The 20,333-nt window shown below is 71.0% G+C and carries 22 protein-coding genes and 1 tRNA gene; 10 read left to right on the top strand and 13 right to left on the bottom strand.

Annotated features, from left to right (window positions below; translation table 11 throughout):
- Positions 1 to 8: 8 nt before the first annotated feature.
- On the bottom strand, positions 9 to 407 hold the full coding sequence (locus tag IEY87_RS19555; protein ID WP_225277491.1) for a PIN domain-containing protein: 399 nt from the start codon (positions 405 to 407) through the stop codon (positions 9 to 11).
- Between the two features lie 35 nt (positions 408 to 442).
- A complete protein-coding gene (locus tag IEY87_RS19560) occupies positions 443 to 685 on the bottom strand; it encodes a hypothetical protein (protein ID WP_189140122.1) in 243 nt (80 codons plus the stop codon).
- 183 nt (positions 686 to 868) lie between these two features.
- On the opposite strand from IEY87_RS19560, the gene IEY87_RS19565 reads away from it, so the two are divergent.
- The 4 genes from IEY87_RS19565 to IEY87_RS19580 all read left to right on the top strand — a co-directional run bounded on the left by IEY87_RS19565 (position 869) and on the right by IEY87_RS19580 (position 5,395).
- A complete protein-coding gene (locus IEY87_RS19565) occupies positions 869 to 1,528 on the top strand; it encodes a TetR/AcrR family transcriptional regulator (protein ID WP_189140123.1) in 660 nt (219 codons plus the stop codon).
- Between the two features lie 77 nt (positions 1,529 to 1,605).
- A complete protein-coding gene (locus IEY87_RS19570; protein WP_189140325.1) occupies positions 1,606 to 2,106 on the top strand; it encodes a 2Fe-2S iron-sulfur cluster-binding protein in 501 nt (166 codons plus the stop codon).
- Entirely contained in the window at positions 2,103 to 3,092 is a 990-nt protein-coding gene (locus IEY87_RS19575; RefSeq protein ID WP_189140124.1) for an FAD binding domain-containing protein, read from the top strand. Before IEY87_RS19570 ends, IEY87_RS19575 begins: the two co-directional genes overlap by 4 nt.
- The gene (locus tag IEY87_RS19580; protein ID WP_189140125.1) at positions 3,089 to 5,395 is read left to right on the top strand and encodes a xanthine dehydrogenase family protein molybdopterin-binding subunit; all 2,307 of its coding nucleotides are present in this window, start codon (positions 3,089 to 3,091) and stop codon (positions 5,393 to 5,395) included. Before IEY87_RS19575 ends, IEY87_RS19580 begins: the two co-directional genes overlap by 4 nt.
- Positions 5,396 to 5,461: 66 nt before the next feature.
- Here IEY87_RS19580 and pruA read toward each other — a convergent pair whose 3' ends face one another.
- Positions 5,462 to 7,087, bottom strand: coding sequence for an L-glutamate gamma-semialdehyde dehydrogenase (gene pruA / locus IEY87_RS19585; protein WP_189140126.1), 1,626 nt, complete (start codon positions 7,085 to 7,087; stop codon positions 5,462 to 5,464).
- A gap of 2 nt (positions 7,088 to 7,089) precedes the next feature.
- On the bottom strand, positions 7,090 to 8,007 hold the full coding sequence (locus IEY87_RS19590; RefSeq protein ID WP_189140127.1) for a proline dehydrogenase family protein: 918 nt from the start codon (positions 8,005 to 8,007) through the stop codon (positions 7,090 to 7,092).
- A gap of 75 nt (positions 8,008 to 8,082) precedes the next feature.
- Between IEY87_RS19590 and IEY87_RS19595 the strand changes: the two genes are divergently transcribed.
- Positions 8,083 to 9,135, top strand: coding sequence for a PucR family transcriptional regulator (locus IEY87_RS19595; RefSeq protein ID WP_189140128.1), 1,053 nt, complete (start codon positions 8,083 to 8,085; stop codon positions 9,133 to 9,135).
- A gap of 107 nt (positions 9,136 to 9,242) precedes the next feature.
- Here the strand turns inward: IEY87_RS19595 and IEY87_RS19600 are convergent, their stop codons facing one another.
- The 3 genes from IEY87_RS19600 to IEY87_RS19610 all read right to left on the bottom strand — a co-directional run bounded on the left by IEY87_RS19600 (position 9,243) and on the right by IEY87_RS19610 (position 12,906).
- Complete coding sequence (locus IEY87_RS19600; protein ID WP_189140129.1) at positions 9,243 to 9,836, bottom strand: FMN-binding negative transcriptional regulator; 594 nt, start codon at positions 9,834 to 9,836, stop codon at positions 9,243 to 9,245.
- A gap of 27 nt (positions 9,837 to 9,863) precedes the next feature.
- Positions 9,864 to 10,910: a glycosyltransferase gene (locus tag IEY87_RS19605; protein ID WP_229699359.1), complete on the bottom strand. Its 1,047-nt coding sequence runs from the start codon at positions 10,908 to 10,910 to the stop codon at positions 9,864 to 9,866.
- Positions 10,911 to 11,073: 163 nt separating this feature from the next.
- Positions 11,074 to 12,906 (bottom strand): SpoIIE family protein phosphatase, encoded by a 1,833-nt coding sequence (locus tag IEY87_RS19610; protein WP_225277493.1) that lies wholly within the window; start codon positions 12,904 to 12,906, stop codon positions 11,074 to 11,076.
- 73 nt (positions 12,907 to 12,979) lie between these two features.
- Here IEY87_RS19610 and IEY87_RS19615 point away from each other — a divergent pair, with 73 nt between their 5' ends.
- Positions 12,980 to 13,681, top strand: a complete 702-nt coding sequence (locus IEY87_RS19615; protein WP_225277494.1) for an ANTAR domain-containing response regulator — start codon at positions 12,980 to 12,982, stop codon at positions 13,679 to 13,681.
- Here the strand turns inward: IEY87_RS19615 and IEY87_RS19620 are convergent.
- Entirely contained in the window at positions 13,678 to 14,034 is a 357-nt protein-coding gene (locus tag IEY87_RS19620; RefSeq protein ID WP_189140327.1) for an STAS domain-containing protein, read from the bottom strand. The two genes, IEY87_RS19615 and IEY87_RS19620, sit on opposite strands and share 4 nt — an antisense overlap.
- 213 nt (positions 14,035 to 14,247) lie before the next feature.
- Here IEY87_RS19620 and IEY87_RS19625 point away from each other — a divergent pair, with 213 nt between their 5' ends.
- Both IEY87_RS19625 and IEY87_RS19630 read left to right on the top strand, forming a co-directional pair.
- A complete protein-coding gene (locus IEY87_RS19625) occupies positions 14,248 to 15,021 on the top strand; it encodes a SigB/SigF/SigG family RNA polymerase sigma factor (protein ID WP_189140132.1) in 774 nt (257 codons plus the stop codon).
- A 42-nt stretch (positions 15,022 to 15,063) separates the two neighbouring features.
- Complete coding sequence (locus IEY87_RS19630) at positions 15,064 to 15,453, top strand: ATP-binding protein (RefSeq protein WP_225277495.1); 390 nt, start codon at positions 15,064 to 15,066, stop codon at positions 15,451 to 15,453.
- Positions 15,454 to 15,545: 92 nt separating this feature from the next.
- Here IEY87_RS19630 and IEY87_RS19635 read toward each other — a convergent pair whose 3' ends face one another.
- From IEY87_RS19635 to IEY87_RS19650, 4 genes are all read right to left on the bottom strand, one after another.
- Positions 15,546 to 15,740, bottom strand: coding sequence for a hypothetical protein (locus tag IEY87_RS19635; RefSeq protein ID WP_189140134.1), 195 nt, complete (start codon positions 15,738 to 15,740; stop codon positions 15,546 to 15,548).
- 6 nt (positions 15,741 to 15,746) lie between these two features.
- Positions 15,747 to 16,433 carry a hypothetical protein gene (locus tag IEY87_RS19640; RefSeq protein ID WP_189140135.1) on the bottom strand — a complete coding sequence of 229 codons (687 nt, stop codon included), beginning with the start codon at positions 16,431 to 16,433 and terminating at the stop codon, positions 15,747 to 15,749.
- Between the two features lie 5 nt (positions 16,434 to 16,438).
- On the bottom strand, positions 16,439 to 16,984 hold the full coding sequence (locus IEY87_RS19645) for a hypothetical protein (RefSeq protein WP_189140136.1): 546 nt from the start codon (positions 16,982 to 16,984) through the stop codon (positions 16,439 to 16,441).
- 68 nt (positions 16,985 to 17,052) lie between these two features.
- Positions 17,053 to 17,478: a helix-turn-helix domain-containing protein gene (locus IEY87_RS19650; RefSeq protein WP_189140137.1), complete on the bottom strand. Its 426-nt coding sequence runs from the start codon at positions 17,476 to 17,478 to the stop codon at positions 17,053 to 17,055.
- Between the two features lie 157 nt (positions 17,479 to 17,635).
- On the opposite strand from IEY87_RS19650, the gene IEY87_RS19655 reads away from it, so the two are divergent.
- Positions 17,636 to 17,709, top strand: a tRNA-Pro gene (locus tag IEY87_RS19655).
- Positions 17,710 to 17,917: 208 nt separating this feature from the next.
- Positions 17,918 to 18,793 carry an NAD(+)/NADH kinase gene (locus IEY87_RS19660; protein ID WP_189140138.1) on the top strand — a complete coding sequence of 292 codons (876 nt, stop codon included), beginning with the start codon at positions 17,918 to 17,920 and terminating at the stop codon, positions 18,791 to 18,793.
- On the opposite strand, the gene IEY87_RS19665 is transcribed toward IEY87_RS19660, so the two are convergent.
- Entirely contained in the window at positions 18,724 to 20,307 is a 1,584-nt protein-coding gene (locus IEY87_RS19665) for a YibE/F family protein (RefSeq protein ID WP_189140139.1), read from the bottom strand. The genes IEY87_RS19660 and IEY87_RS19665 overlap by 70 nt on opposite strands.
- Between the last annotated feature and the right edge of the window lie 26 nt (positions 20,308 to 20,333).

Genomic DNA, 20,333 nt, shown 5'->3' on the forward strand with positions numbered 1-20,333 from the left:
CGATCTGCTTAGACCGGCACCCATCCGATCGGCGCATCTCGTCTGAGCCTGGCTGCGCCGATCAGTTTGGGGACGTGTGAACCGTCGCTGGACGCCACCTTGGCCGGACCGTTTCCTGCGGCGGCCGAGGCCACGACGAGGGCGTCCACAACACACTCGTGTCCATCCAAGCCCGCGTCCTCCAACAGGAGGCCGGCGAGATCCGCTACTGCTTCGGTCACGGGAACGACAGTCAAGTGCGCCCGCTGCCAGATGAGACGCCTCCCGATCGCTCCTGAGCGGCGCACCTCGGCCAGCGTCACGGCACTGATCGCCGGGATGAACCCTTCCTCCCGGGCGACAGCGATCCGGGCCACGATCTTGGCGTCATCCTCTCCCAGGAGGGAGAACGGCTGCGCGTCCAGCACGAACAAGGGCGTCGGGAACGAAGCGCCCGCTCGCCCTACTCGCCGGACCATGCCCGCCGGGCTTCCTCCATGACCTCATCGGACAGCGGGCCCACCCTGCGCTCGTGATCGGTGACGATCTCCTCGGCCTTGAGGAGCGCCAAGCCGTACTCGGCCGCCTGGTCGACGAAGTGGGAGAACCCACGAGGACCGGTCCGGCTCTCGATCTCTTCGGCGAGCGAACGGCGAAGAGTCACCGATTTTTTCACCGTCGGGTCTGCGGGCTGTGGAAAGGCCATGAGACAAGTATGCCACTAGAAGTCGCATAGCGAGGCTGATCGGATGCCTGGTGGATGATCAGCTGGGCCGGACGTCTGCGCCTGCTCGGGGCTCAGAAGGAACGTCTCCCATAGGTAAATCTCGTTAACCTTAATAGGTAAATGCTATTCACCTCAACAGGTGAATAGTGTTAACCTCATGGCGTGATCGGCAGACGGCGTAGTACCGGGCAGCACCATGGGGACCTTCGTAAGGCGCTGGAGGAGGCGGCGCTTGTGCTTGTCGCCGAGCGTGGGCCGCATGGGTTCACCCTGGCGGAGGCCTGTCGCCGGGCCGGGGTGAGCGTCGCCGCGCCGTACAAGCACTTCGCCGATCGTGACGCCCTGCTCGCCTCGCTCGCCGTCAAGGGCTACCGCGAGCAGGATCGGCGCTTCAGGGAGGCCATGTCGGGGATCGAGGACCCCACCGAGCAGCTGGCCGCCCTGGCCGCGGCGTACGTGCGCTTCGCCCGCGAGGAGCAGGCGCTCTTCGACATCATGTTCAACGCCGGCCTGGACAAGACCCGACATCCCGAGCTGGCCGAGGTCGTCCACGCCCTTTTCGACACGCTGCTGCCGATCGCGAGGCGGGTCACCACCACGGAGGCCGCCGCCTTCGACCTGCTCATCTGCATGGCTTCCGCCGCCCACGGCCTCGCGTTCTTCCTGCAGGAGGGCGTCCCCGGCGACGAACTGACCCCCCTCGCGGCAGCCGAGGCGCGGGCGGCCCGCACCACGCGCGCCCTCGTCGAACAGCAGCTTCGTCAAGCCGCGGCGGAGGGCTCGCAGCAGGGCCGCGAGTCGCCGCGTTTCCCTTGCGGTTGAGCCTGACATAACCATTGATCATTGGAGAATCGGTGACGTTGCATCCTGAGGTACGGCCGCGTCCGGCCGGGCACACGATGGAGGTACGGCTGCGGGTGAACGGCGCTGACCGGACACTCCAGCTCGCGCCGCAGGTCAGCCTGCTCGACGCGCTACGCGAGCACCTGGGCCTGATGGGCACGAAGAAGGGCTGCGACCAGGGCGCCTGCGGCGCCTGCACGGTGCTGGCCGACGGCGAGCGGATCAACGCCTGTCTGACCCTCGCCGTGCAGTACACCGGCCGCGAGATCACCACGATCGAAGGCGTCACCGACGGCGAGCTCCAGCGGGCGTTCGTCCGGCACGACGGCTTCCAGTGCGGCTACTGCACCTCCGGCCAGATCTGCTCCGCCATCGGCATGCTGGCCGAGCACGCCGCCGGCATGCCGAGCGCCGTGACCGAGCACCGGCACGGCGACGCAGAGCTGACCGACGCCGAGCTGACCCAGGCCGAGATCAGGGAGCGGATGAGCGGCAACCTGTGCCGTTGCGGCGCCTACAACGGCATCGTCGACGCCATCCAGGAGGTCGCCCGATGAGATCCTTCGCGTACGTGAGCGCCCCCGACGTCGCCTCGGCCATCACCGCGATCGGGGCCAGCCCCAACGCGAAGTTCATCGGCGGCGGCACCAACCTCGTCGACCTGATGCGCGAGGACATCGAGACGCCCGACACGGTCATCGACATCACCAGGCTCCCGCTGACCGGGATCGAGGAGCTGCCCGGCGGCGGCGTGCGGATCGGCGCGCTGGTCCGCAACAGTCACCTCGCCGCCGACCGGCTGATCAGGACACGCTATCCGATGCTGTCCCAGGCGCTGCTCAGCGGCGCGTCCGGCCAGCTGCGGAACATGGCGACCGTCGGCGGGAACCTGCTGCAGCGCACCCGCTGCGCCTACTTCTACGACTCGGCCGCGGCCTGCAACAAGCGCGAGCCGGGCAGCGGCTGCGACGCGATCGGCGGGTTCAACCGCAATCTCGGCGTCCTGGGCGTGAGCGAGTCGTGCATCGCGACGAACCCCTCCGACATGTGCGTCGCGCTGGCCGCGCTCGACGCGATCGTGGAGGTGGAGAGCGTACGCGGAACTCGCCGCATCCCGCTGGCCGACTTCCACCGGCTGCCGGGCAGCACCCCGCACCTCGAGACCGAGCTGGCCGCCGACGAGCTGGTCACGGCGGTCGAGCTGCCGGCCCTGCCGGTGGCGGCGAAGTCGCGCTACCGCAAGGTGCGGGATCGCTCCTCCTACGCCTTCGCCCTGGTCTCCGTCGCCGCCGCGCTGGACGTACGGGACGGCATGGTGTCGGAGGTCCGGCTGGCTCTCGGCGGGGTCGCCACCAAGCCGTGGCGGGCGCATGAGGCGGAGCGGATCCTGCTCGGCGCGCCGGCCGGCGAGGAGTCCTACCAGCGGGCGGCGGCGGCGGAGCTCAGCGCCGCGGTCGGCCGGCCGGAGAACGAATTCAAGATCGAATTGGCTCGGCGCGCGATCGTGGCGACGCTACGTGCGCTGGACGGGAGCGTGGCATGACCCAGACCGAGGTGGCGAGCCCGCCCCGAAGCGAGGCGAAGGAACTCAGCGTCGGCAAGCCGATCGACCGGGTGGACGGCACGGCCAAGACGACCGGCACGGCCCGGTTCTCCGCCGAATACCCCTATCCCGACCTCGCGCACGCCGCCCTGGTGCACGCGACGGTCGCCCGCGGCCGGATCACCGCGATCGACACGGCGGACGCGTCCGCCGTCGAAGGCGTGCTGGCGGTGCTCACCCATGAGAACGCGCCGGCGCTGAAACCGGCGCTCTCGCCGAGCCCGCTGAACCTGAGCAGCATGGTCTCCGGCACGTCGCTCGACTACCTCAACACCGACGAGGTGCACTGGAACGGCCAGCCGGTCGCGGTCGTCGTCGCGGAGACCCTGGACGCCGCGCGCCACGCCGCGCTCCTGGTCCGGGTCACCTACGATCAACTCCCCGCCACGGTGGACTTCGCGGCCGAGGAGAAGAACGCCACACCGGTCAAGGGCGACCTGATATCGCCCGGCGAAGAGAAGAAGGGCGATGCGGAGGCCGCACTGGCGGCGGCGCCGGTCTCGGTGGACCTGCGGTTCACCACGCCGCCGTACCACCACAACGCGATCGAGCCGCACGCGACGACGGCGGCGTGGGACGGCGACCGGCTCACCGTCCACGACGCGACGCAGAGCATCGACTGGGTGCGCAAGCATCTCGCCCTGAGATTCGGCGTGCCGGTGGCGGGGGTGCGGGTGATCGCGCCGTACGTCGGCGGCGGCTTCGGCGGCAAGGGCTCGGTCTGGGCCGGCACCATCCTCGCCGCGATGGCGGCACGGGTGACCGGCCGGCCGGTGCGGATGGTGCTCACCCGCGAGAGCATCTACCACACGGTCGGCGGACGCACCCCCTCGGCGCAGCGGGTGGCGCTCGGCGCGGACGCCGACGGCAGGATGACCGCCCTGATCCACACCAGCGTGTCGCGGATCGGCAGGATCGGCGGCAGGCCCGAGCCGGTGACCGCCGCGTCCGGGCACCTCTACGACGCCGCCACCATCCTGCTCCAGCAGAACATCGTCGAGCTCGACCTGCTGCCGAACACGTTCATGCGCGCGCCCGGCGAGTCGATCGGCACCTTCGCGCTGGAGGCGGCCGTCGACGAGCTGGCCGGCGAGCTCGGCCTCGACCCGATCGAGCTGCGGATGCGCAACGAGCCCGCCAAGAATCCACTCGACGGGAAGGACTTCTCCAACCGGATGCTCCGGGAGGCGTACGCGCTCGGGGCGGAGAAGTTCGGCTGGTCGCGGCGGACGCCGCAGCCGGGCTCGATGCGGGACGGCAGATGGCTGGTCGGCATGGGCGTCGCGTCGGCCTACCATCCGCCCGTGCAACTGAACGCCAACATCACGGTACGGCTGTCGGTCGACGGCACCGTCGTGGTGCGGTGCGGCTTCCAGGAGATGGGGATGGGCGGGGCGACCGTACAGGGGCAGATCGCCGCCGACGCGCTCGGCGTGCCGCTCGCCTCCGTCAAGGTGGAGTACGGCGACTCGGAGCTGCCCATCGCGCCGATGGCCGGCGGCGCCACCCAGACCGCGAGCGTGGCCACCGCCCTGCTGGCCGCGTGCGACAAGCTGAAGCGGTCGATGCTCGCCCTGGCCAGACGGTCGGGCGAGTCGCCGCTGCGCGGTCAACGCCTGGACCGCCTCGAAGCCCGTGACGGCGGGCTCTACCAGATCGGCAAGCCGGGCGTGGGGGAGAAGTACACCGACATTCTCGGACGGGCGGGCCGGCCTTCGGTCGATGCCGCGGTCGGGTCCGACACCGGGCTCGGGGCGGTGGCCGGACAGGTCCGTTTCATGACGAAGTTCCTCCGGGACCGGCGACGCTGGGTGAAGGCCGCGACGGGGGCGCACTTCTGTGAGGTACGGGTGGATCCGGACACCGGCGAGGTCCGCGTCTCCCGCTGGGTCGGCTCGTTCGACGTCGGCACGGTGATCAACCCGAAGACGGCGAGCAGCCAGCTCCGGGGCGGCATCGTGATGGGGATCGGCATGGCGATGAGCGAGCAGACGCTCATCGACCCGCGCACCGGCCGGATCATGAACCCGAGCCTGTCCGAGTACCACGTCCCGGTGCACGCCGACGTCCCGCCGATCGAGATCCACTACCTGAACGAGCCCGACCCGACCATGCCGCTCGGGCTGCGCGGGCTGGGCGAGGTCGGCATCACCGGCGTCGCCGCCGCGCTCGCCAACGCCGTCCACCACGCGACCGGCAGACGCGTCCGCGACCTGCCCATCACCTTGGACAAGCTGCTGTGAACGGCTGAGGTGGTACGCCCGCGCCCCCGGCTCTCGTGGAGCCGAGGGCGCGGGACGGATCGGTCGTCAGCCCATGTGCGGGTAGCGGTGATCGGTCGGCGGGACGAAGGTCTCCTTGATCGTGCGGGCGTTGACCCACCTGATCAGGTTGTAGATCGAGCCCGCCTTGTCGTTGGTGCCGGAGGAGCGGGCGCCGCCGAAGGGCTGCTGGCCGACGACCGCGCCGGTCGGCTTGTCGTTGACGTAGAAGTTGCCCGCCGCGAAACGCAGCCGCTCCGAGGCCGCCGCGATGGCGTAACGGTCCTGGGCGATGATCGACCCGGTCAGGGCGTACGGCGCGATGCTCTCCATCTGGTTCAGCACCGCGTCGTAGTCGCCGTCGTCATAGACGTGCACGCCGAGGATCGGGCCGAAGTATTCCTTGACGAAGATCTCGTCCGTGGGGTCGGCGCACTCCAGAATGGTCGGCTTCACGAAATATCCGAGTGAATCGTCGTACGAGCCGGTGAGCACGTCGATGGTGGACACCTCACGAGCCCGGTCGATGGCGGCCTTGTGCTTGGCGAAGGCCCGCTCGTCGATCACCGCGCCCATGAAGGTCGACAGGTTCGCCGCCACGTCCCCGGCGGTCAGCGACTCGGCCGTGGCCACGAAGTCGTCGCGCATCCGGCTCCACACCGAGCGCGGCACGTAGGCGCGCGAGGCCGCCGAGCACTTCTGCCCCTGATACTCGAACGCGCCCCTGATCAGCGCGGTCGCGAGCACGCCGGGGTCGGCGGACGGGTGCGCCATGACGAAGTCCTTGCCGCCGGTCTCGCCGACGAGCCGCGGGTAGCCGCGGTAGGAGGCGATGTTCGCGCCGACCGTGCCCCACAGGTGCTGGAAGGTCGCGGTCGAGCCGGTGAAGTGGATCCCGGCGAGCTCCGGATGGGTCAGCGCGACCTCGGAGATCGCCTGGCCGTTGCCGGTCACCATGTTGATGACGCCCGGAGGCAGCCCGGCCGCCTCCAGCAGCCGCATGGTGAAGTGCGCCGCGAACTGCTGCGTCGGCGACGGCTTCCACACCACCACGTTGCCCATCAGGGCGGCCGCGGTCGGCAGGTTGCCGGCGATGGCGGTGAAGTTGAACGGCGTGATCGCCAGCACGAAGCCCTCAAGGGGCCGGTACTCCATCCGGTTCCACACCCCGGGCGAGGAGATCGGCTGGTCGGCGTAGAGCTGCCGGGCGTAGGAGACGTTGAACCGCAGGAAGTCGATCAGCTCGCAGGCCGCGTCGATCTCCGCCTGCTGCGCCGACTTCGACTGGCCGAGCACGGTCGCGGCGTTCAGCGTCGCCCGCCACGGCCCGGACAGCAGGTCGGCCGCCTTCAGGAAGATCGCGGCGCGCTCGTCGAAGGACAGCGCCCGCCAGTCGGGGGCCGCCCGCAGCGCGCTCGCGATGGCGTCGTGCACGTCCTGGGCCGTAGCGTCGTTGATACGCCCCAGGACGGCAGCCTTGTTGTGCGGCTGCACCACGTCGATGGGCGTGCCGCCGCCCAGCCGCTGGTCGCCGTCGATGGTCATGGTCAGGTCGATCGTGGTGCCGGCCAGCTCCTTGATCCGCTTCTCCAGCGCGGCGCGCTCGGCGCTGCCGGGTGCGTAACCGTAGATCCGCTCGTTCGCGGGAACCGGCACGTTGCTGATGGCGTCCATTTTCACTTACCCCCAAGGGCACGAAGGAAGAAGGCGACGTTGGCGGGGCGCTCGGCCAGGCGGCGCATGAAGTAGCCGTACCAGTCGCCGCCGTAGGGGACGTAGACCCGGACGGTGTGACCGGCCCCGGCCAGGGCCTCCTGCCGGTCGGTGCGGATGCCGTACAGCATCTGATACTCGTAGTCGCCCCGGGAGCGGCCGTAGCGGTCGGCGAACAGCTCGGTGATGGAGATCATCCGGTCGTCGTGCGTCGCCACCATGGGGTACCCCTTCCCCGACATGAGGATGCGCAGGCACCGCACATACGCCTTGTCCACCTCGGTGCTGCTCTGGTGGGCGACGGAGGCGGGCTCGTTGTAGGCGCCCTTGACCAGCCGTACGCGGGTGCCCTCGGCGGCGAGCGCCCGGCAGTCCTCCTCGCTGCGGAACAGGTAGGACTGGATGGCCACGCCGGTCGACGGGTGGTCGGCGCGCAGCTCGCGCAGGATGCGCAGCGTCGAGTCGACGGTGGTGTGGTCCTCCATGTCGAGGGTGACGGTCGCGCCGGCGGCGTCGGCGGCCGCGCAGATCTCGCGGGCGTGCTTCAGCGCCATCGTCTCGTCCAGGACCTGCCCGACGGCCGACAGCTTGACCGACACCTCGGCCTTGCCCCCGAGCTCCAGCGGACGCAGCGCCTCCAGCAGCGTGACGTACGCCCTCGCGGTGGCGGCCGCGGCGCTCGCGTCGCGGGTCTCCTCGCCGAGATGGTCGACGGTCACGGTGAGGCCCGCGCCGCACAACCGCCGGACCGCGTCGCGGGCCTGCGCGACGCTCTCCCCGGCGACGAAACGGTCGACCACCTTGCGCGTGAGCGGGAAGGCGGTCACGGAGCGGCGCACGAGCGCGTTCCGGGACGCGGCGAACAGCAGCTGACCCAACATGTCTTCAGCCTAAAACGCCTGTTCAGGCAGGGCCATTGACGGGCGTAACGCGGGGTGTGGCAGGCTGTCATACATATGTACAAAGCCACCGATCTGCAGGAGATCGTCGACGAGATAGCCCGGGTGCTGGGCGCGTCGGCGACGCTGGAGGACCGCTCGTTCCGGCTGCTCGCGTACGGCGCGCAGCACGGCGACATCGACACCGTCCGCCAGGAGTCCATCCTGCGCCGGCGCGCCACGGGGGAGGTGCGCGACTACTTCGAGCGCTACGGCATCGCCCGGGCGCACGACCCGGTGCGCATCCCCGCCGACGCCGACCTCAAGGTGCTGGCCAGGGTCTGCTGGCCGCTGCGCCACCGCGACGTCGTCTACGGCTACCTGTGGCTGCTGGAGTCGGGCAGCCTGACCGACGACGCGCTGGCGCGGGTCGCGCCGCTCGTCTCCAGGGCCGCCGCCGCGCTCGCCCAGGAGGCCAGAAGCCGCCAGGACCTCGGCCGGAGCCTCACACTTCTGCTGTCCGCCGACCCCGAGGAGCGCGCCGACGTCTCGATCGAGCTGCCGGGCCCGGTGACCGTGATCGCGGTGCGCGAGTCACAGGAGCGGGTCGCCGCCCTGTGGACGCTCCCGCGCGGCGTGCTCGCCCGCGCCGGCTCACCGGTCGCGCTGCTCGCCCCGGCGCACCTGGCCGCCGAGGTCGCCCAGACCACCCAGCGCGCGTACGGCACCGTCGCGGGACTCGGCGCGCCCCGGGCCGATCCGGCGGACGCCTGGCAGAGCTGGCGGGAGGCGAAGCAGGCGCTGCGCATCGCCGAGCACTTCCCGAGGTTCGCCCCCGTCGCCCGCTGGGAGGATCTCGGCGTGCACCGGCTGCTGGCCAGGCTCGGTCCCGGCGATCTCCGGGAGCTGGCGGCCGAGGTCGCCGCCCTCGAACCGGAGCTGGCCCAGACCGTGGAGGCCTATCTGGACCTGGGCGGCCACGCCAACAAGGCCGCCGCCGAGCTGGGCATCCACCGCCAGACGCTCTACTACCGCCTGGGCAAGGCCGAGCGGCTGACCCACCGGGACCTGTCCGACGGCGACGACCGCCTCGCCGTCCACCTGGGGCTGAAGGCCGGCCGGCTGCGGTGAGGGCCAGGCCTGGTGGCCTGGGGGCCAGGCCGGGCTTGAGGGTCAGGCCAGGCCGGGCTTGAAGGCCAGGCCGGATGGCTTGAGGGTCAGGCCGGGTGGCTTGAGGGTCAGGCCAGGTGGCGCAGGGCCGCCTCGTCGCCGGGGCCGCCGCGCTCGGTGAGGCCCCGGGCGACCTGCTCGCGCACCCCGGCGTCCTTGTGCCCGTCGTACTTGAACTTGCCGCGGATCTCCGTCACGGCCAGCCGCAGGCCCTGCAGCCCCGACAGCAGCCGCGGCATGGCGGCCGGATCACCGTGGCCGGGCTCCAGGTCGCCGAGCTGGGCGCGCAGGATCTCCAGCTTGCCCTCGGGGTCGGCGACGATCTCGGCCCGGCAGGTGAGCTGGACCGAGGAGTAGTACGTGGTGGGGACGCCGAGCGCGGGGTCGGTGCCGGGCTCGGCCCGCCACCGGCCGTCGATGTACGCCCACGGGCCCGCCACCGACAGCAGAACCGCGGGGTTCTCCTCGATGGCGGGCCAGATGGGGTTGGGCCTGGCCAGATGCAGCCAGACCGTCCGATCGTCCACGAGCAGGAACTGGGTGGGCACCACGACCGGCACGTCCCGGCCCCGGCCGGCCGCGATCAGGTGCCCGAACTGGTTGTCCTTCACGTACGCGAGCGCCTGGTCCTCGGTGCCCGCATCCCAGGGGTGGATCAGCATGCGGTGACCATATAAGACGCCGGTTCGCTACGCGCAGGCGGATTCGTACACGCGCAGGAGCTCCTGACTGACGCGCTCCCAGGAGTAGCGCGAGCGGGCCCGGTCGGCGCCCGCGTAGCCGAGCGCGGTGCGCAGCGTCGGGTCGGTGAGCAGCTCACGGGCCAGCCGCGCGGTCCTGGCGGGCCGGTCCGGCGGCACCAGCAGGCCGGTGACGCCGTCGATGACGGAGTCGAGGTGGGCGCCGACGGCCGAGGCGATCACCGGCACGCCGCAGGCCATGGCCTCCAGCGCCACGATGCCGCTCGTGGCCTCCCGCGGCACCGACACCACGGCGTCGGCGCTGCGCATCAGCTTGGGCACCGAGGCGCGCTTGACCTGGCCCAGCATCGTCACCCTGTCGGCGACGCCGAGCTGCTCGGCCAGGGCGCGCAGCCGCCGCGCGTCCCTGTCGTCCTCGAGCTCCTCGGGGTCGGGGCCGCCCGCGATGACCAGCTCCACGTCCGTCAGGCCAGGCAGCGCGCGGACGATGGTGTGCGCGCCCCGGTCGGGGGAGAGCGGGCCGACGTGCAGCAGTCGCCTGCGGGCGCCGCGCGCGGCCGTCAGGCCCTGGCGGTGGAAGCGCTCGGTGTCCACGCCGTAGGGCACGATGGCGATGTGGTTGCGCGGGACGCCGATCCTGATCAGCGCCGACTCCTCGTCGCCCGAGCCCGCGATGACCACCCTGGCCCGGCGGCCGAGCGCCCGCTCCAGCTTCAGGTGCGCCGCGTCGACGGTGTGGAAGGTATGGGTGACCGGCACGTCCAGGCCCTTGGCGCCGGTGACCGCGGCCAGGCCGTAGGTCCACGAGTGCGCGTGGATCACGTCGGGGCGGTCCTGCTGCCAGCGCTTCATCAAATGGTCGCCCACGTCGTTGAGGAACGGCACCACGTCGGCCGGGCTCAAGCTGCGGGCCGGTCCCACACCGATGTGCTCCACCGTGACACCCGGGGCCACCCTCGTCCTGGGTTTGCCGTCGGCGCTCTCGCGGCGGGAGTAGATCGTGACGTGGTGCTCACGTCCAAGCTCACGGGCCACCGAAAGGATCTGGTGACGCTTATTGCCGGAACCGGAAGCGACGATTGCGATATTCATGGCACACCTCAGCGTTGAAAAGCCTTCAAGGTGTGCCTGCGTCTTAGGCACGTCGGTCTACGGCAAGACCATACCCATTTTCTGCCGATTCGCAAACCCTGCCGAATCAGACACCGCGTAGGGCAAGCACCACGATCTCGTCCCAGACCTGCCCGGCGGAGAAGGCGTTGCGGTCCTCCTCGATGGCCTTGACCACGGTGGACGGCCCCTGCCCCGCACATCTGCCCAGGACGTCCGCCAGCCGCTCCTCGCCGTACGGCTCGCCCAATTCGTTCCTGGAGGAGATGAGGCCCTCCGAATAGAGCACCAGCGTCTCGCCGACGGCCAGCGTGATCTCCTCCGTGCTGGTCTCCGCCTCGGGCGCGATGCCGAGCGGGACGCCGCCGCCGGCGGCGAAGCGTACGTAGCCGTCGGGCTGCACCAGCGCCGCCGGGTGGTGGCCGGCCGAGGACATGCGGATCCGGCGGCCCTTCACGAATCCGGCCAGGGCCATCACGAACAGGCCGGTGCCCTGCTCGACCAGGGCTTTGTTGACCTTGCGCACCACCGGGTCCGGGTCGGACTCCCAGACGCTGAGCACCCGCAGCCCGCCCCTGACCATCGCGCTGACCGACGCGGCCTCCTCGCCCTTACCGGCCGCGCCGCCCAGCGCGAACCCCCAGCCGCCGCCGACCGGGAACACGTCGTAGAACTCGGCGCCGACCGACGAACCGGGCCGGTAGACCGCGGCGGCCTCGTAACCGGGCACGTCCGGCAGGCTCCGCGGGGCGACGCTGGCCGACAGCGCGTCGGCCGCCCGCGAACGGCTCTGGAAGCTGCTCTGCGCGCGCACCGCCAAGCCGAGCTGCATCCCGATGTCCTGCATGACGCTCAGGTCCGCCAGCGTGAACGGGGGCCGGTCGTGGGCGCGTACCAGCGTCAGCACGCCGTCGCCGTCGCCGATCGGCACGCACAGCAGCGACCCGGCGCCCATCACGGTCAGCAGCGGCCCTTCGGCGCAGAACCCGAGCAGCGTCTCGTCGTCGACCATCTCGTGCACCACGCCCGAGCGGCGCTCCAGCACCTGCGTCACCACCTGGGCGCCGGCCGGGGCGGTCGCCTCGACCTGCCGGGTCAGCTCGGCCACCGGGAGGTTCTTCGGCCCGGCCACCACCGAGCGCCGGGGGAGCCCGTCCCGGACCATGTCCGCGATCACCCAGTCGGCCCATTCGGCGGCCAGCAGCCGGGTCGCTCTGGGCAGCGCGACCGGCTGGCGGAGCGCCTCCTCGTCCAGCAGCAGCCTGCCCATCCTGGCCAGCAGGTCCTGGCGCTTGGCCGCGGCCATCACCAGCGCGCCGTCGGACAGCTCGGGCCGCCGGGAGCCCGGCTCGGGCAGCTGCACCTGCGTCGGCAGCGCCACCACGGCCACCATCTGCTGCGGCTCGCCCGGCATCGTCAGCCGCGAGATCGCCAGCTGCACCGTGTGCGTCCTGCCCTGGTGCGCCAGCCGGGTCTCGAACGCCGCCGGCTGCCCGATCTGCAGCACCGACGTCAGATGGGACCGGAACGCCGCCCGGCGCGACACATCCACCAGCAGCGGGAACGACCGGCCCACGAGATAGCCGTCGGGACTGCCGAGCATCCGCGAGGTCTCGGGGTTGATCCGCCTGACCATGCCGCCGCCGTCGAGCACGATGACCGGCACCGGAAAGGCCCGGAACACCTGGCGCAGCAGCTTCAGCTCCCGCTGCGACCCGTCCTTCTTCCCGGCGGAGCGCCGGGGCGCCTTGCCCAACTGCTCGCGGGCCTCGGCCAGCAGCTCAGCGGCGGTGTCCAGCTCCGCGAGCGCGGCATCGAGGGTGGGGCCGAGATCCGCGGGATATGCGGCCCTCGCCTCACGCAACGACGAGACACGCCCCTCAAGTGCGTTGAGGGCGTGATCGAGGTCCGGCATGGTCATCCTCCGACGCTACGCCACACGGGATAATGGTCGCCATAAGGGGTAGGGGCTTGATGTTATGGAATCCACTGCGATGATCACTCCTGGGCTCGCCCGTAATCTGGCGACGCTCGGCCGGCTCGGCGAGGACACCTCGACCGAGAGCGTGCTGCGCGGTCTGACCACGGCGCTGGCGGGCGGCGTGCCCGGCTGCTCGGGCGGCTCGGCCGAGCACTGGCGCGACCATCGCGTCCTGGTGTCGGGCTCGCACAGCGAGCTCATCATGCTCGTCGAAAGCGAGCGTGAGCTGGGCGAAGGGCCGTCCATCGAGGCCAGGAAGACCGGCAACCGCGTCGCCGTCGCCGACGTGCTCGCCGACAGCCGCTGGCCGCGCTACGCCGCTCTGGCCACCCGCTGGGGCGTGCGCTCGGTCCTGGCGGTCCCGATCGAGGTGTCCCCCGTCCTGCTGATCGTGGGCCTGTATTCGGTACGCCGCGGCGCGTTCTCCCCGCAGGGCGCCCAGTCGCTCGCCGGCATGCTGACCGAGCAGGTCGGGGTGGCCATGGCCAACATGTGGGACTTCGAAGAGGTGCGCACCGACGCCGCCCAGCTGCAGGAGGCCCTGGCCGGCCGGGCGCTGATCGACCAGGCCAAGGGCATCATCATGCAGACCAGCGGGTGCACGGCCGAGGCCGCCTTCGAGGAGCTGCGCCGGATCTCCCAGCATCACCAGGTGAAGGTGGCTGACCTGGCGCGCCTGCTGGTCGAGGAGCATCAGACGAAGAATCGTCGTTAGCCGATGGCGGCCAGGGCGTCGTCGAGGGTGTCGTAGATCGGCAGTCGCTGGGCCAGTCCGGTGATCCACATCACCTTGGACTTCGAATATTCCACACCGATCAGGGCGAACTTGGTCTCCGAGGTCAGGCTCGTCTGCCAGTGGTGGACGATCAGCCCCAGTGCGCGCGAGTCCATGAACGTCACCCCACCGAGGTCCAGGATCAGATCCGGACCGGCCAGCGAGAGGTAGTCGGCGAACTGTTCGCGCGTGGTGGCGTCAAGGACACCGTCGACCTTGATCACAGAGATCTCGGCCGCTGTCGACGATGTCAGGGTCAGGGCCGCCACTGACCCGTCGCCGTTCTCGGGCATTGTCACGGGGCAACATTACCGAAGTCCACCGAAAGCCTTGGCCTTCACGCATTGCGGCCCTCCCGTGACGCAAGACGGGATATTTCGCGGAAGATAGGGGATACTGGGGGAGAAGTCCAGCAGAGGGCTTTCGTCTCGAAGTAGAGCGAGGCGCGCCGCTGCATGGGCTTTTTCTCATGCGGGGGGCGCCTGAAACCCAGATGAGGAGCAGCCATGGCTGCGCAGACACTCGTCCTCGAAGAGATGACCGCCGAAGCGCTTCTGGCCGAGATGGTCAGGCACGACGCCCCGCACAGCCAGCGAGAACGGGTACGCGAACGTATCGTCGAGATGCATCGGCCGCTCGCCATGGAGATCGCCAGGCGCTACCGCTATCGCGGCGAGCCCTTGGAAGACCTCCTCCAGGCGGCCTACGTCGGCCTGATGAAGGCCATCAACGGCTTCGACCCGACCCTCGGCCACGCCTTCAGGGGGTACGCGGTGGTCACCATGACCGGAGAGGTCAAACGCCACTTCCGCGACCGCACCTGGGCCATCCGGGTGCCCCGCCTCTACCAGGAACGCCGCTCCGAGCTGAACCGGCTCGTCGCCGACCTCAGCCAGGACCTCGGCCGCTCGCCCACCATCGCCGAGCTGGCGGCCAAGATGAACATCTCCGAGGAGGACGTCCTGCTCACCCTCGACGCCTCCGCGGCCTACAGCACGCTCTCCCTCGACGCGCCGCTGGGCACCGAGGACGACGCCGCCTCGCTCGGCGACGTCATCCCGGAGGACGACGACACCCTCAGCACCATGGTCGACCGGGAGGCGGTCAAACCGCTGATCGACGCGCTGCCGTCCAGAGAGAAGCACATCCTGCTGCTGCGCTTCTTCGGCAACATGACACAGGCCGAGATCGCGGCGGAGTTCGGCATCTCGCAGATGCACGTGTCCAGAATTCTCCGTAAGGTTCTCGACCAACTGCGCGCAGAGCTTCTGGTCGGCTGAGAAGGCGGTTGCCGGGTGATGAGAGAGGACGCGGATCCTCGGGTGGACTCCACGAGTCCGCCACCCGGCGCGCCCGTACGACGGCTCAGCTTCGGGCTCCCGGACCTGCCTCAGGTCCGGGAGTTCGCCGAATCCGGGGCGCGTGATGTCGGCATGTCGGAAGAGTCGGTCAACGACTTCGTGATCGCCGTCAACGAGGTGGCCACGAACGCCGTCACCCACGGCGCCGGGGACGCCCAGGTGCGCACCTGGTCCGACAACGGCGACATCGTCGTCGAAGTGCACGACGAGGGCAACTGGAAGGCAGGGCCGGTGCCCGGGGCGGTGGGCGGCATGGGGCTGTGGGTGGCCCGGCTGCTCTCCTCCGACCTGACGCTGCGCATCGGCGGCCGGGGCAGCACGGTGGTCATGCGGTTCCCTGCCAGCGCCTGACGCCTGACGCCTGACACCTGACGCCTGACAACGCCGCGCGCGGCGCACCCGGTGGTTCGGGTGCGCCGCGAAAGTGCTGCGACAGGTACGGGTCAGCGGCGGGCGCGGCCGCGCCATCCGCCGTTGGTCTTGATGCTGGCCGTGCCGATGCCGGCCTGGTGGAGCGCCAGCAGGGTCAGGCCGAGCAGCATGAAGGTCGTCCCCGAGATGCTCCCGGCGATCTGCGTGTCCAGCAGGTCGAGCAGGAAGCCCAGCCCGAAGATGATCGCTGCGACGATGGCGAGCATGTCACATCACCTCGTGTTCGGTTCGGAGAGGGCCAGCAGGCGCTCCAGCACGCCCCGGTAGTCGCGCAGCGCCAGGCGGAGCTGCTCGGTGTCGCCGCCGTCGGCGCTCTTCCACCGCTCACGCAGCTCGCCCGTACGGGCGGTCAGCGAGCTGGTGAGAGCCTCGACGACCTCTTCGACCAGGTCGTCGGCACGGTGGACGGCCTGGCCTGGGTCGTCGACGAACGAGGCCTGAAGGTCGCGCCAGCGGGCCTGCGCCTCGGCGGGGTCCTGGTCGAACAGGACGATCTCCTTGGGCGCCGCGTGCGAGGGGGTCTCGTCGGCCGGGAGCCGGCCGGTCTCGGTGACGATCACGGCCTCGGAGTCCGTGCCGGCATCGGGCTCGATCCCGGGGGCGGTCCTGTGGTGGGGGTGGGTCCGGGAGTCGAAATCGTTCCCGGGACCGGAGTTGGTCCGCGAGTCGACGTCGTTCTCGTGCTCGAAGTCGTTCTCGTGCTCGGGGGCGGTGAGGGAGTCGGGGTCGGGGTCGGTCCGGGAGTGGGGGCCGGTTCGGGGGTCGGGGTCGGCCGCGACCAGCATGTCGTCGTCCGTGCCGGCGTAGGGGGCGCGGTACGTGGGGTCCTCGTGGTCGTCCTGGGTGCCGTCGCGGGCGTCGTCCGCCCGCTGCGAGGGCACCTTGAGCTCGTCGTGCATGTCTGTCACCGTCCTCTGGAGGTCTCGTGCAGCAGCTCCTCGAACAGCGAGCGATAGTGCACCATGGCCTGGCGGAGCTCCTCCGTGGAGGCCGCCTTCCTGGCCGCGCGCCCGCTGATGTCGTGAGCCTTGCGATAGTGGTCCAGCGTGCTCGCGTGGCCCACCGACAGGTCGGACAGCCGCTGCTCGAAGTTCTCGGTCGGGTAACCCCGCTCGGCCATGACGGCGGCGACCAGTTGGTCGGCCTCCGTCACCGCGAAGCCGGGCGAGTCGACGAAGCGCTCCTGCACCTCGGTCCAGCGGCTGGCGTAGGTCTCACGCGACTCCTCCGGCAACGGCCGGATGTCGAGGTCGGCGTGGCGCTGCTCGCGGGCGATCAGCTCCTGCTCCACTTCCCGCTTGTTGTCGTGCTCGGCCATCATGCGCTCGTACTCGGGGCCGAAGCGTTCGCGCAGGTGGCTGCGGCGCTGCTGCTGAAGCACGACATAGCCCACCGCGGCGATCGCCACTACCGCGAGTACGACGACGGCCACCCAGATGAAGGTGGTCATGATGTTCGCCTCCGGTCTCTGTGTTGAGACCGGCGTCTTCCCGAGAACGGGCCCGCGAAACGCCCGGATCAGCCCTGTTGCAGGCCTTGCCCGGCCGCGGCCAGCACGGATGCGACATGTGAGCCGGCTGCGTCCGCAGGGACCTCGGTGAACCCGGCGGCCGGGTCGTAGCTCACGTCGAGCCCGGCGTCGACGAGCCGCTGGGCCCAGCGCAGCGCGGTGTTGAGCCGCTCGGCCGCGGGCGGCCTGCCCTGTGCCGCCGCCGACAGGTTGCGCAGGTTGGTGGCGGGCCCGGACTGGGCGTGCGCGCGCGCCAGCTTCCACGGGACGGCGCGGCTGTGGTCGAGCATCGGCTTGGCCAGCCCGGCCGCCCGCTTGGCCTGCAGCACCCCGGACTCGCTCACCCCGAAGCGCGCGGCCAGCTCCTGCACGCTCAGCCCTTCGGCGACGAGCCTGGCCAGCTCGTCCCGATCGATCGTCGGCCTGCGTCCCACCCGGCCACCTCCGCTTCCCGTACCTTCTCAGACTACGGTGCCGGCCCATCGGCCAGGCGGTTCGAGCACGGATCGCGAGGCTCGCAACCGTGATAGTCTTTCTCCTGCGCAACCGAGGGAATCCACCACATTCGCCACGGCTCTGAGCAGCAGTTTCCGGGGTATGGCCCAGCTTGGTAGGGCGCCTGACTGGGGGTCAGGAGGTCATCGGTTCGAATCCGGTTACCCCGACGCATGGAGAGGCTCGATCAGCGAACATCGTTGATCGGGCCCTTCTCGTTTCCCGGCCCGAAAGACCCGTTCGGAGCCCGTGCGAACCCGTTCGAGGCCCTGAGCGGACCGCGAACGGACCCCGTACGGCGATGCGCGCGGCGCGACCGGCCGCTCCGGGCCGAGCCGGGCTCCCGAGGTGTCGTGGTGGGCCCCCTATGGTGTCTGTATGGGCATGGTGGGAACGGTCGGCCTGGTGCTGCATCCCAGGCGCGACTCCAAGAAGGCGATCGACACGATCCTGAGGTGGGCCGCCGAGCGCGGCGTCACCGTGCTCGGGCTGCCGGAGGAGGTGGGCCGGATCGACTGCAGCGCGGTGGCCGTGGACGCCGACTCGCTGGTGGAGCGGGCCGACCTGCTGGTGAGTCTGGGCGGTGACGGCACCATGCTGCGGACGATGCGGCTGATCGCCGGGCGCGACACGCCGGTGCTCGGGGTCAACCTGGGGCGGCTCGGCTTCCTGGCCGAGATCGACGTCGAGGAGCTGCCCGACACCCTGTCGGCCATCGATGGACACCGCTACACCGTCGAGCCGCGGATGGCGGTGCGCACCAGGCTCGCGGACACGGCGGAGCTGACCGCGTTCAACGACATCGCGCTGGTCCGCACCCCGGGGGAGGGGCTGGCCGCGGTGACCATCACGCCGGCCGGGCATCCGTTCGTGAACTACGCCGCCGACGCGGTGATCGTGGCCACCTCCACCGGCTCGACCGCCTACAGCTTCTCGGCCGGCGGCCCGGTCGTGTCGCCCCGGGTGGAGGCGGTGCTCGTGGTGCCGGCGGCGGCGCACTCCTCCTTCAACCGGGCGCTGGTGCTGCCCGCCGACGAGGAGGTGGCGCTGGAGCTGCTGCCGGCCAGCGGGCGGCTGGCGGTCGAGCTGGACGGGATGGTGGTCGGGCACGTGCGGCCGGGCGACCGGATCACGGTGACCGCCGTGCCGGGCGCGGCCAAGGTGGTGCGTCTCGGCACCACCTTCTACGAACGGGCGCGGCGCAAGCTACGGGTGGACGGCAGCATCGAGGTGGGCCGAGCCGAAGTGGGCTGAGCTGGGCTGGGCTGGGCCGAGCTGCGCCGGCCCGAAGTGGGCTGAGCTGAGGTGGGCTGAGCTGGGCTGGGCTGGGCCGAGCTGCGCCGGCCCGAAGTGGGCTGAGCTGAGGTGGGCTGGGCGGCCGAGGTGGGCTGGGCGGGTGAGCGGCGGTGCCGGGCCGGTCGGGACGGTGGCTCGGCGGGATCGTGCGCGGCCGGTCGGCCGTACGGGTCGGCGCGGTCGTACGGGTCGGCCCGGTCGCGGGGGGTCCACAGGTCGTGCGGGTCCGGGCGGTCGGGGCGGTCCGGGTGGTCCGGGTGGTCGTCCGGGTCGGTGTGGTCGTGCGGGTCGGGGTGCGCGCCCGTGTCCGGCGGGTCGCGGCGGGCCGTCACGAGGGCGGCCAGCGCGGTGGTGATCGGCACGGCGGCGATGAGGCCGAGCGTGCCCACGACGCTGCGGGCGATCTCCTGGGCGAGGACCGGCGTGGTCAGCACCTCGCCGAGCGGCTGCTCGCCGATGCTGAAGAGCAGCAGCAGCGGCAGCGAGGCGCCCGCATAGGCGAGGATGATGGTGTTGATCACCGAGGCGATGTGCGCCCGGCCGACCCGGCTGCCCGCCCGGTAGAGCCGGCGGAACCCGTAGGAGGGGTTGGCGGCGGCCAGCTCGGCGACGGTGACCGACTGGGTGACCGTCACGTCGTCGAGGACGCCGAGCGCGCCGATGATGATGCTGGCCAGCAGCAGCCCCTGGGTGTCGATCGACAGGCTCATGTCCAGGGTGAAGGAGCTGTCGTCGGTGATGCCGTTGAGCCGGGCCAGCCCGATCGCGGCGTAGGACAGCGCTCCGGTGATGACGAGGCTGGCCAGCGTGCCGAGCAGGGCCATCGACGTCGCCAGCGTGAACCCGTGGGTGAGATAGAGGACCGTCAGCATGATCGCCGCCGCGCCCACGATGGCCACCAGCATCGGCGGCCGGCCCTCCAGGATGCCCGGGATCACGAATGTCAGCAGCAGCACGAACGTGATCGCCAGCCCGGCCAGCGCGGTGACGCCGCGCCAGCGGCCGAACGCGATCACCGCCAGCGCGAAGGCCGCGCCGAACAGCCACAGCGGCGTCGAGCGGTCATGGTCGGACAGCTGGTAGGCGGGTGTGCCGGGCTCGGCCTCCGGGTGGTGCAGCAGGATCACGTCGTCGCCCGCGGCGAAGCGCTGCGAGCCGGGGCCGCTCGGCAGCGAGAGCGTCACCCGCTCGCCGTCCTCGACCGAGACCGTGGCCTTCCCGCAGGTGGCCGGGTGCGGCTTGGGCGCCCCCGGCTGCGTCTCGCCGCAGGGCTCCAGGGTCACAGCGGTGATCGTGCCGGTGAGGCGCTGGAAGCCGGACTCCTGGACCGCCGACCCGGTCCTGCCCTCGGGCCACAGCCACACCAGCGCCACCAGCGTGGCGATCGCCAGCGGCAGCAGCACGGCCAGCGTGGCGACCACGGCCCGCCGTGACGCGGGCACGGCGGTGCCGTGCGAGTGATTGGCGCCCATCCCGAATCGGCCTCCCCGTGGACTTC

This window comes from Nonomuraea glycinis (assembly GCF_014646515.1).
Taxonomy (GTDB): domain Bacteria; phylum Actinomycetota; class Actinomycetes; order Streptosporangiales; family Streptosporangiaceae; genus Nonomuraea; species Nonomuraea glycinis.

Bases quoted from the DNA above. Each gene is read 5' to 3' on its own strand.
- IEY87_RS19560 (WP_189140122.1), bottom strand. From the start codon at position 685: ATGGCCTTTCCACAGCCCGCAGACCCGACGGTGAAAAAATCGGTGACT.
- IEY87_RS19570 (WP_189140325.1), top strand. From the start codon at position 1,606: ATGGAGGTACGGCTGCGGGTGAACGGCGCTGACCGGACACTCCAGCTC.
- IEY87_RS19575 (WP_189140124.1), top strand. From the start codon at position 2,103: ATGAGATCCTTCGCGTACGTGAGCGCCCCCGACGTCGCCTCGGCCATC.
- IEY87_RS19580 (WP_189140125.1), top strand. From the start codon at position 3,089: ATGACCCAGACCGAGGTGGCGAGCCCGCCCCGAAGCGAGGCGAAGGAA.
- pruA (WP_189140126.1), bottom strand. From the start codon at position 7,087: ATGGACGCCATCAGCAACGTGCCGGTTCCCGCGAACGAGCGGATCTAC.
- IEY87_RS19590 (WP_189140127.1), bottom strand. From the start codon at position 8,007: ATGTTGGGTCAGCTGCTGTTCGCCGCGTCCCGGAACGCGCTCGTGCGC.
- IEY87_RS19595 (WP_189140128.1), top strand. From the start codon at position 8,083: ATGTACAAAGCCACCGATCTGCAGGAGATCGTCGACGAGATAGCCCGG.
- IEY87_RS19600 (WP_189140129.1), bottom strand. From the start codon at position 9,836: ATGCTGATCCACCCCTGGGATGCGGGCACCGAGGACCAGGCGCTCGCG.
- IEY87_RS19610 (WP_225277493.1), bottom strand. From the start codon at position 12,906: ATGACCATGCCGGACCTCGATCACGCCCTCAACGCACTTGAGGGGCGT.
- IEY87_RS19615 (WP_225277494.1), top strand. From the start codon at position 12,980: ATGATCACTCCTGGGCTCGCCCGTAATCTGGCGACGCTCGGCCGGCTC.
- IEY87_RS19620 (WP_189140327.1), bottom strand. From the start codon at position 14,034: ATGCCCGAGAACGGCGACGGGTCAGTGGCGGCCCTGACCCTGACATCG.
- IEY87_RS19625 (WP_189140132.1), top strand. From the start codon at position 14,248: ATGGCTGCGCAGACACTCGTCCTCGAAGAGATGACCGCCGAAGCGCTT.
- IEY87_RS19635 (WP_189140134.1), bottom strand. From the start codon at position 15,740: ATGCTCGCCATCGTCGCAGCGATCATCTTCGGGCTGGGCTTCCTGCTC.
- IEY87_RS19640 (WP_189140135.1), bottom strand. From the start codon at position 16,433: ATGCACGACGAGCTCAAGGTGCCCTCGCAGCGGGCGGACGACGCCCGC.
- IEY87_RS19645 (WP_189140136.1), bottom strand. From the start codon at position 16,984: ATGACCACCTTCATCTGGGTGGCCGTCGTCGTACTCGCGGTAGTGGCG.
- IEY87_RS19660 (WP_189140138.1), top strand. From the start codon at position 17,918: ATGGGCATGGTGGGAACGGTCGGCCTGGTGCTGCATCCCAGGCGCGAC.
- IEY87_RS19665 (WP_189140139.1), bottom strand. From the start codon at position 20,307: ATGGGCGCCAATCACTCGCACGGCACCGCCGTGCCCGCGTCACGGCGG.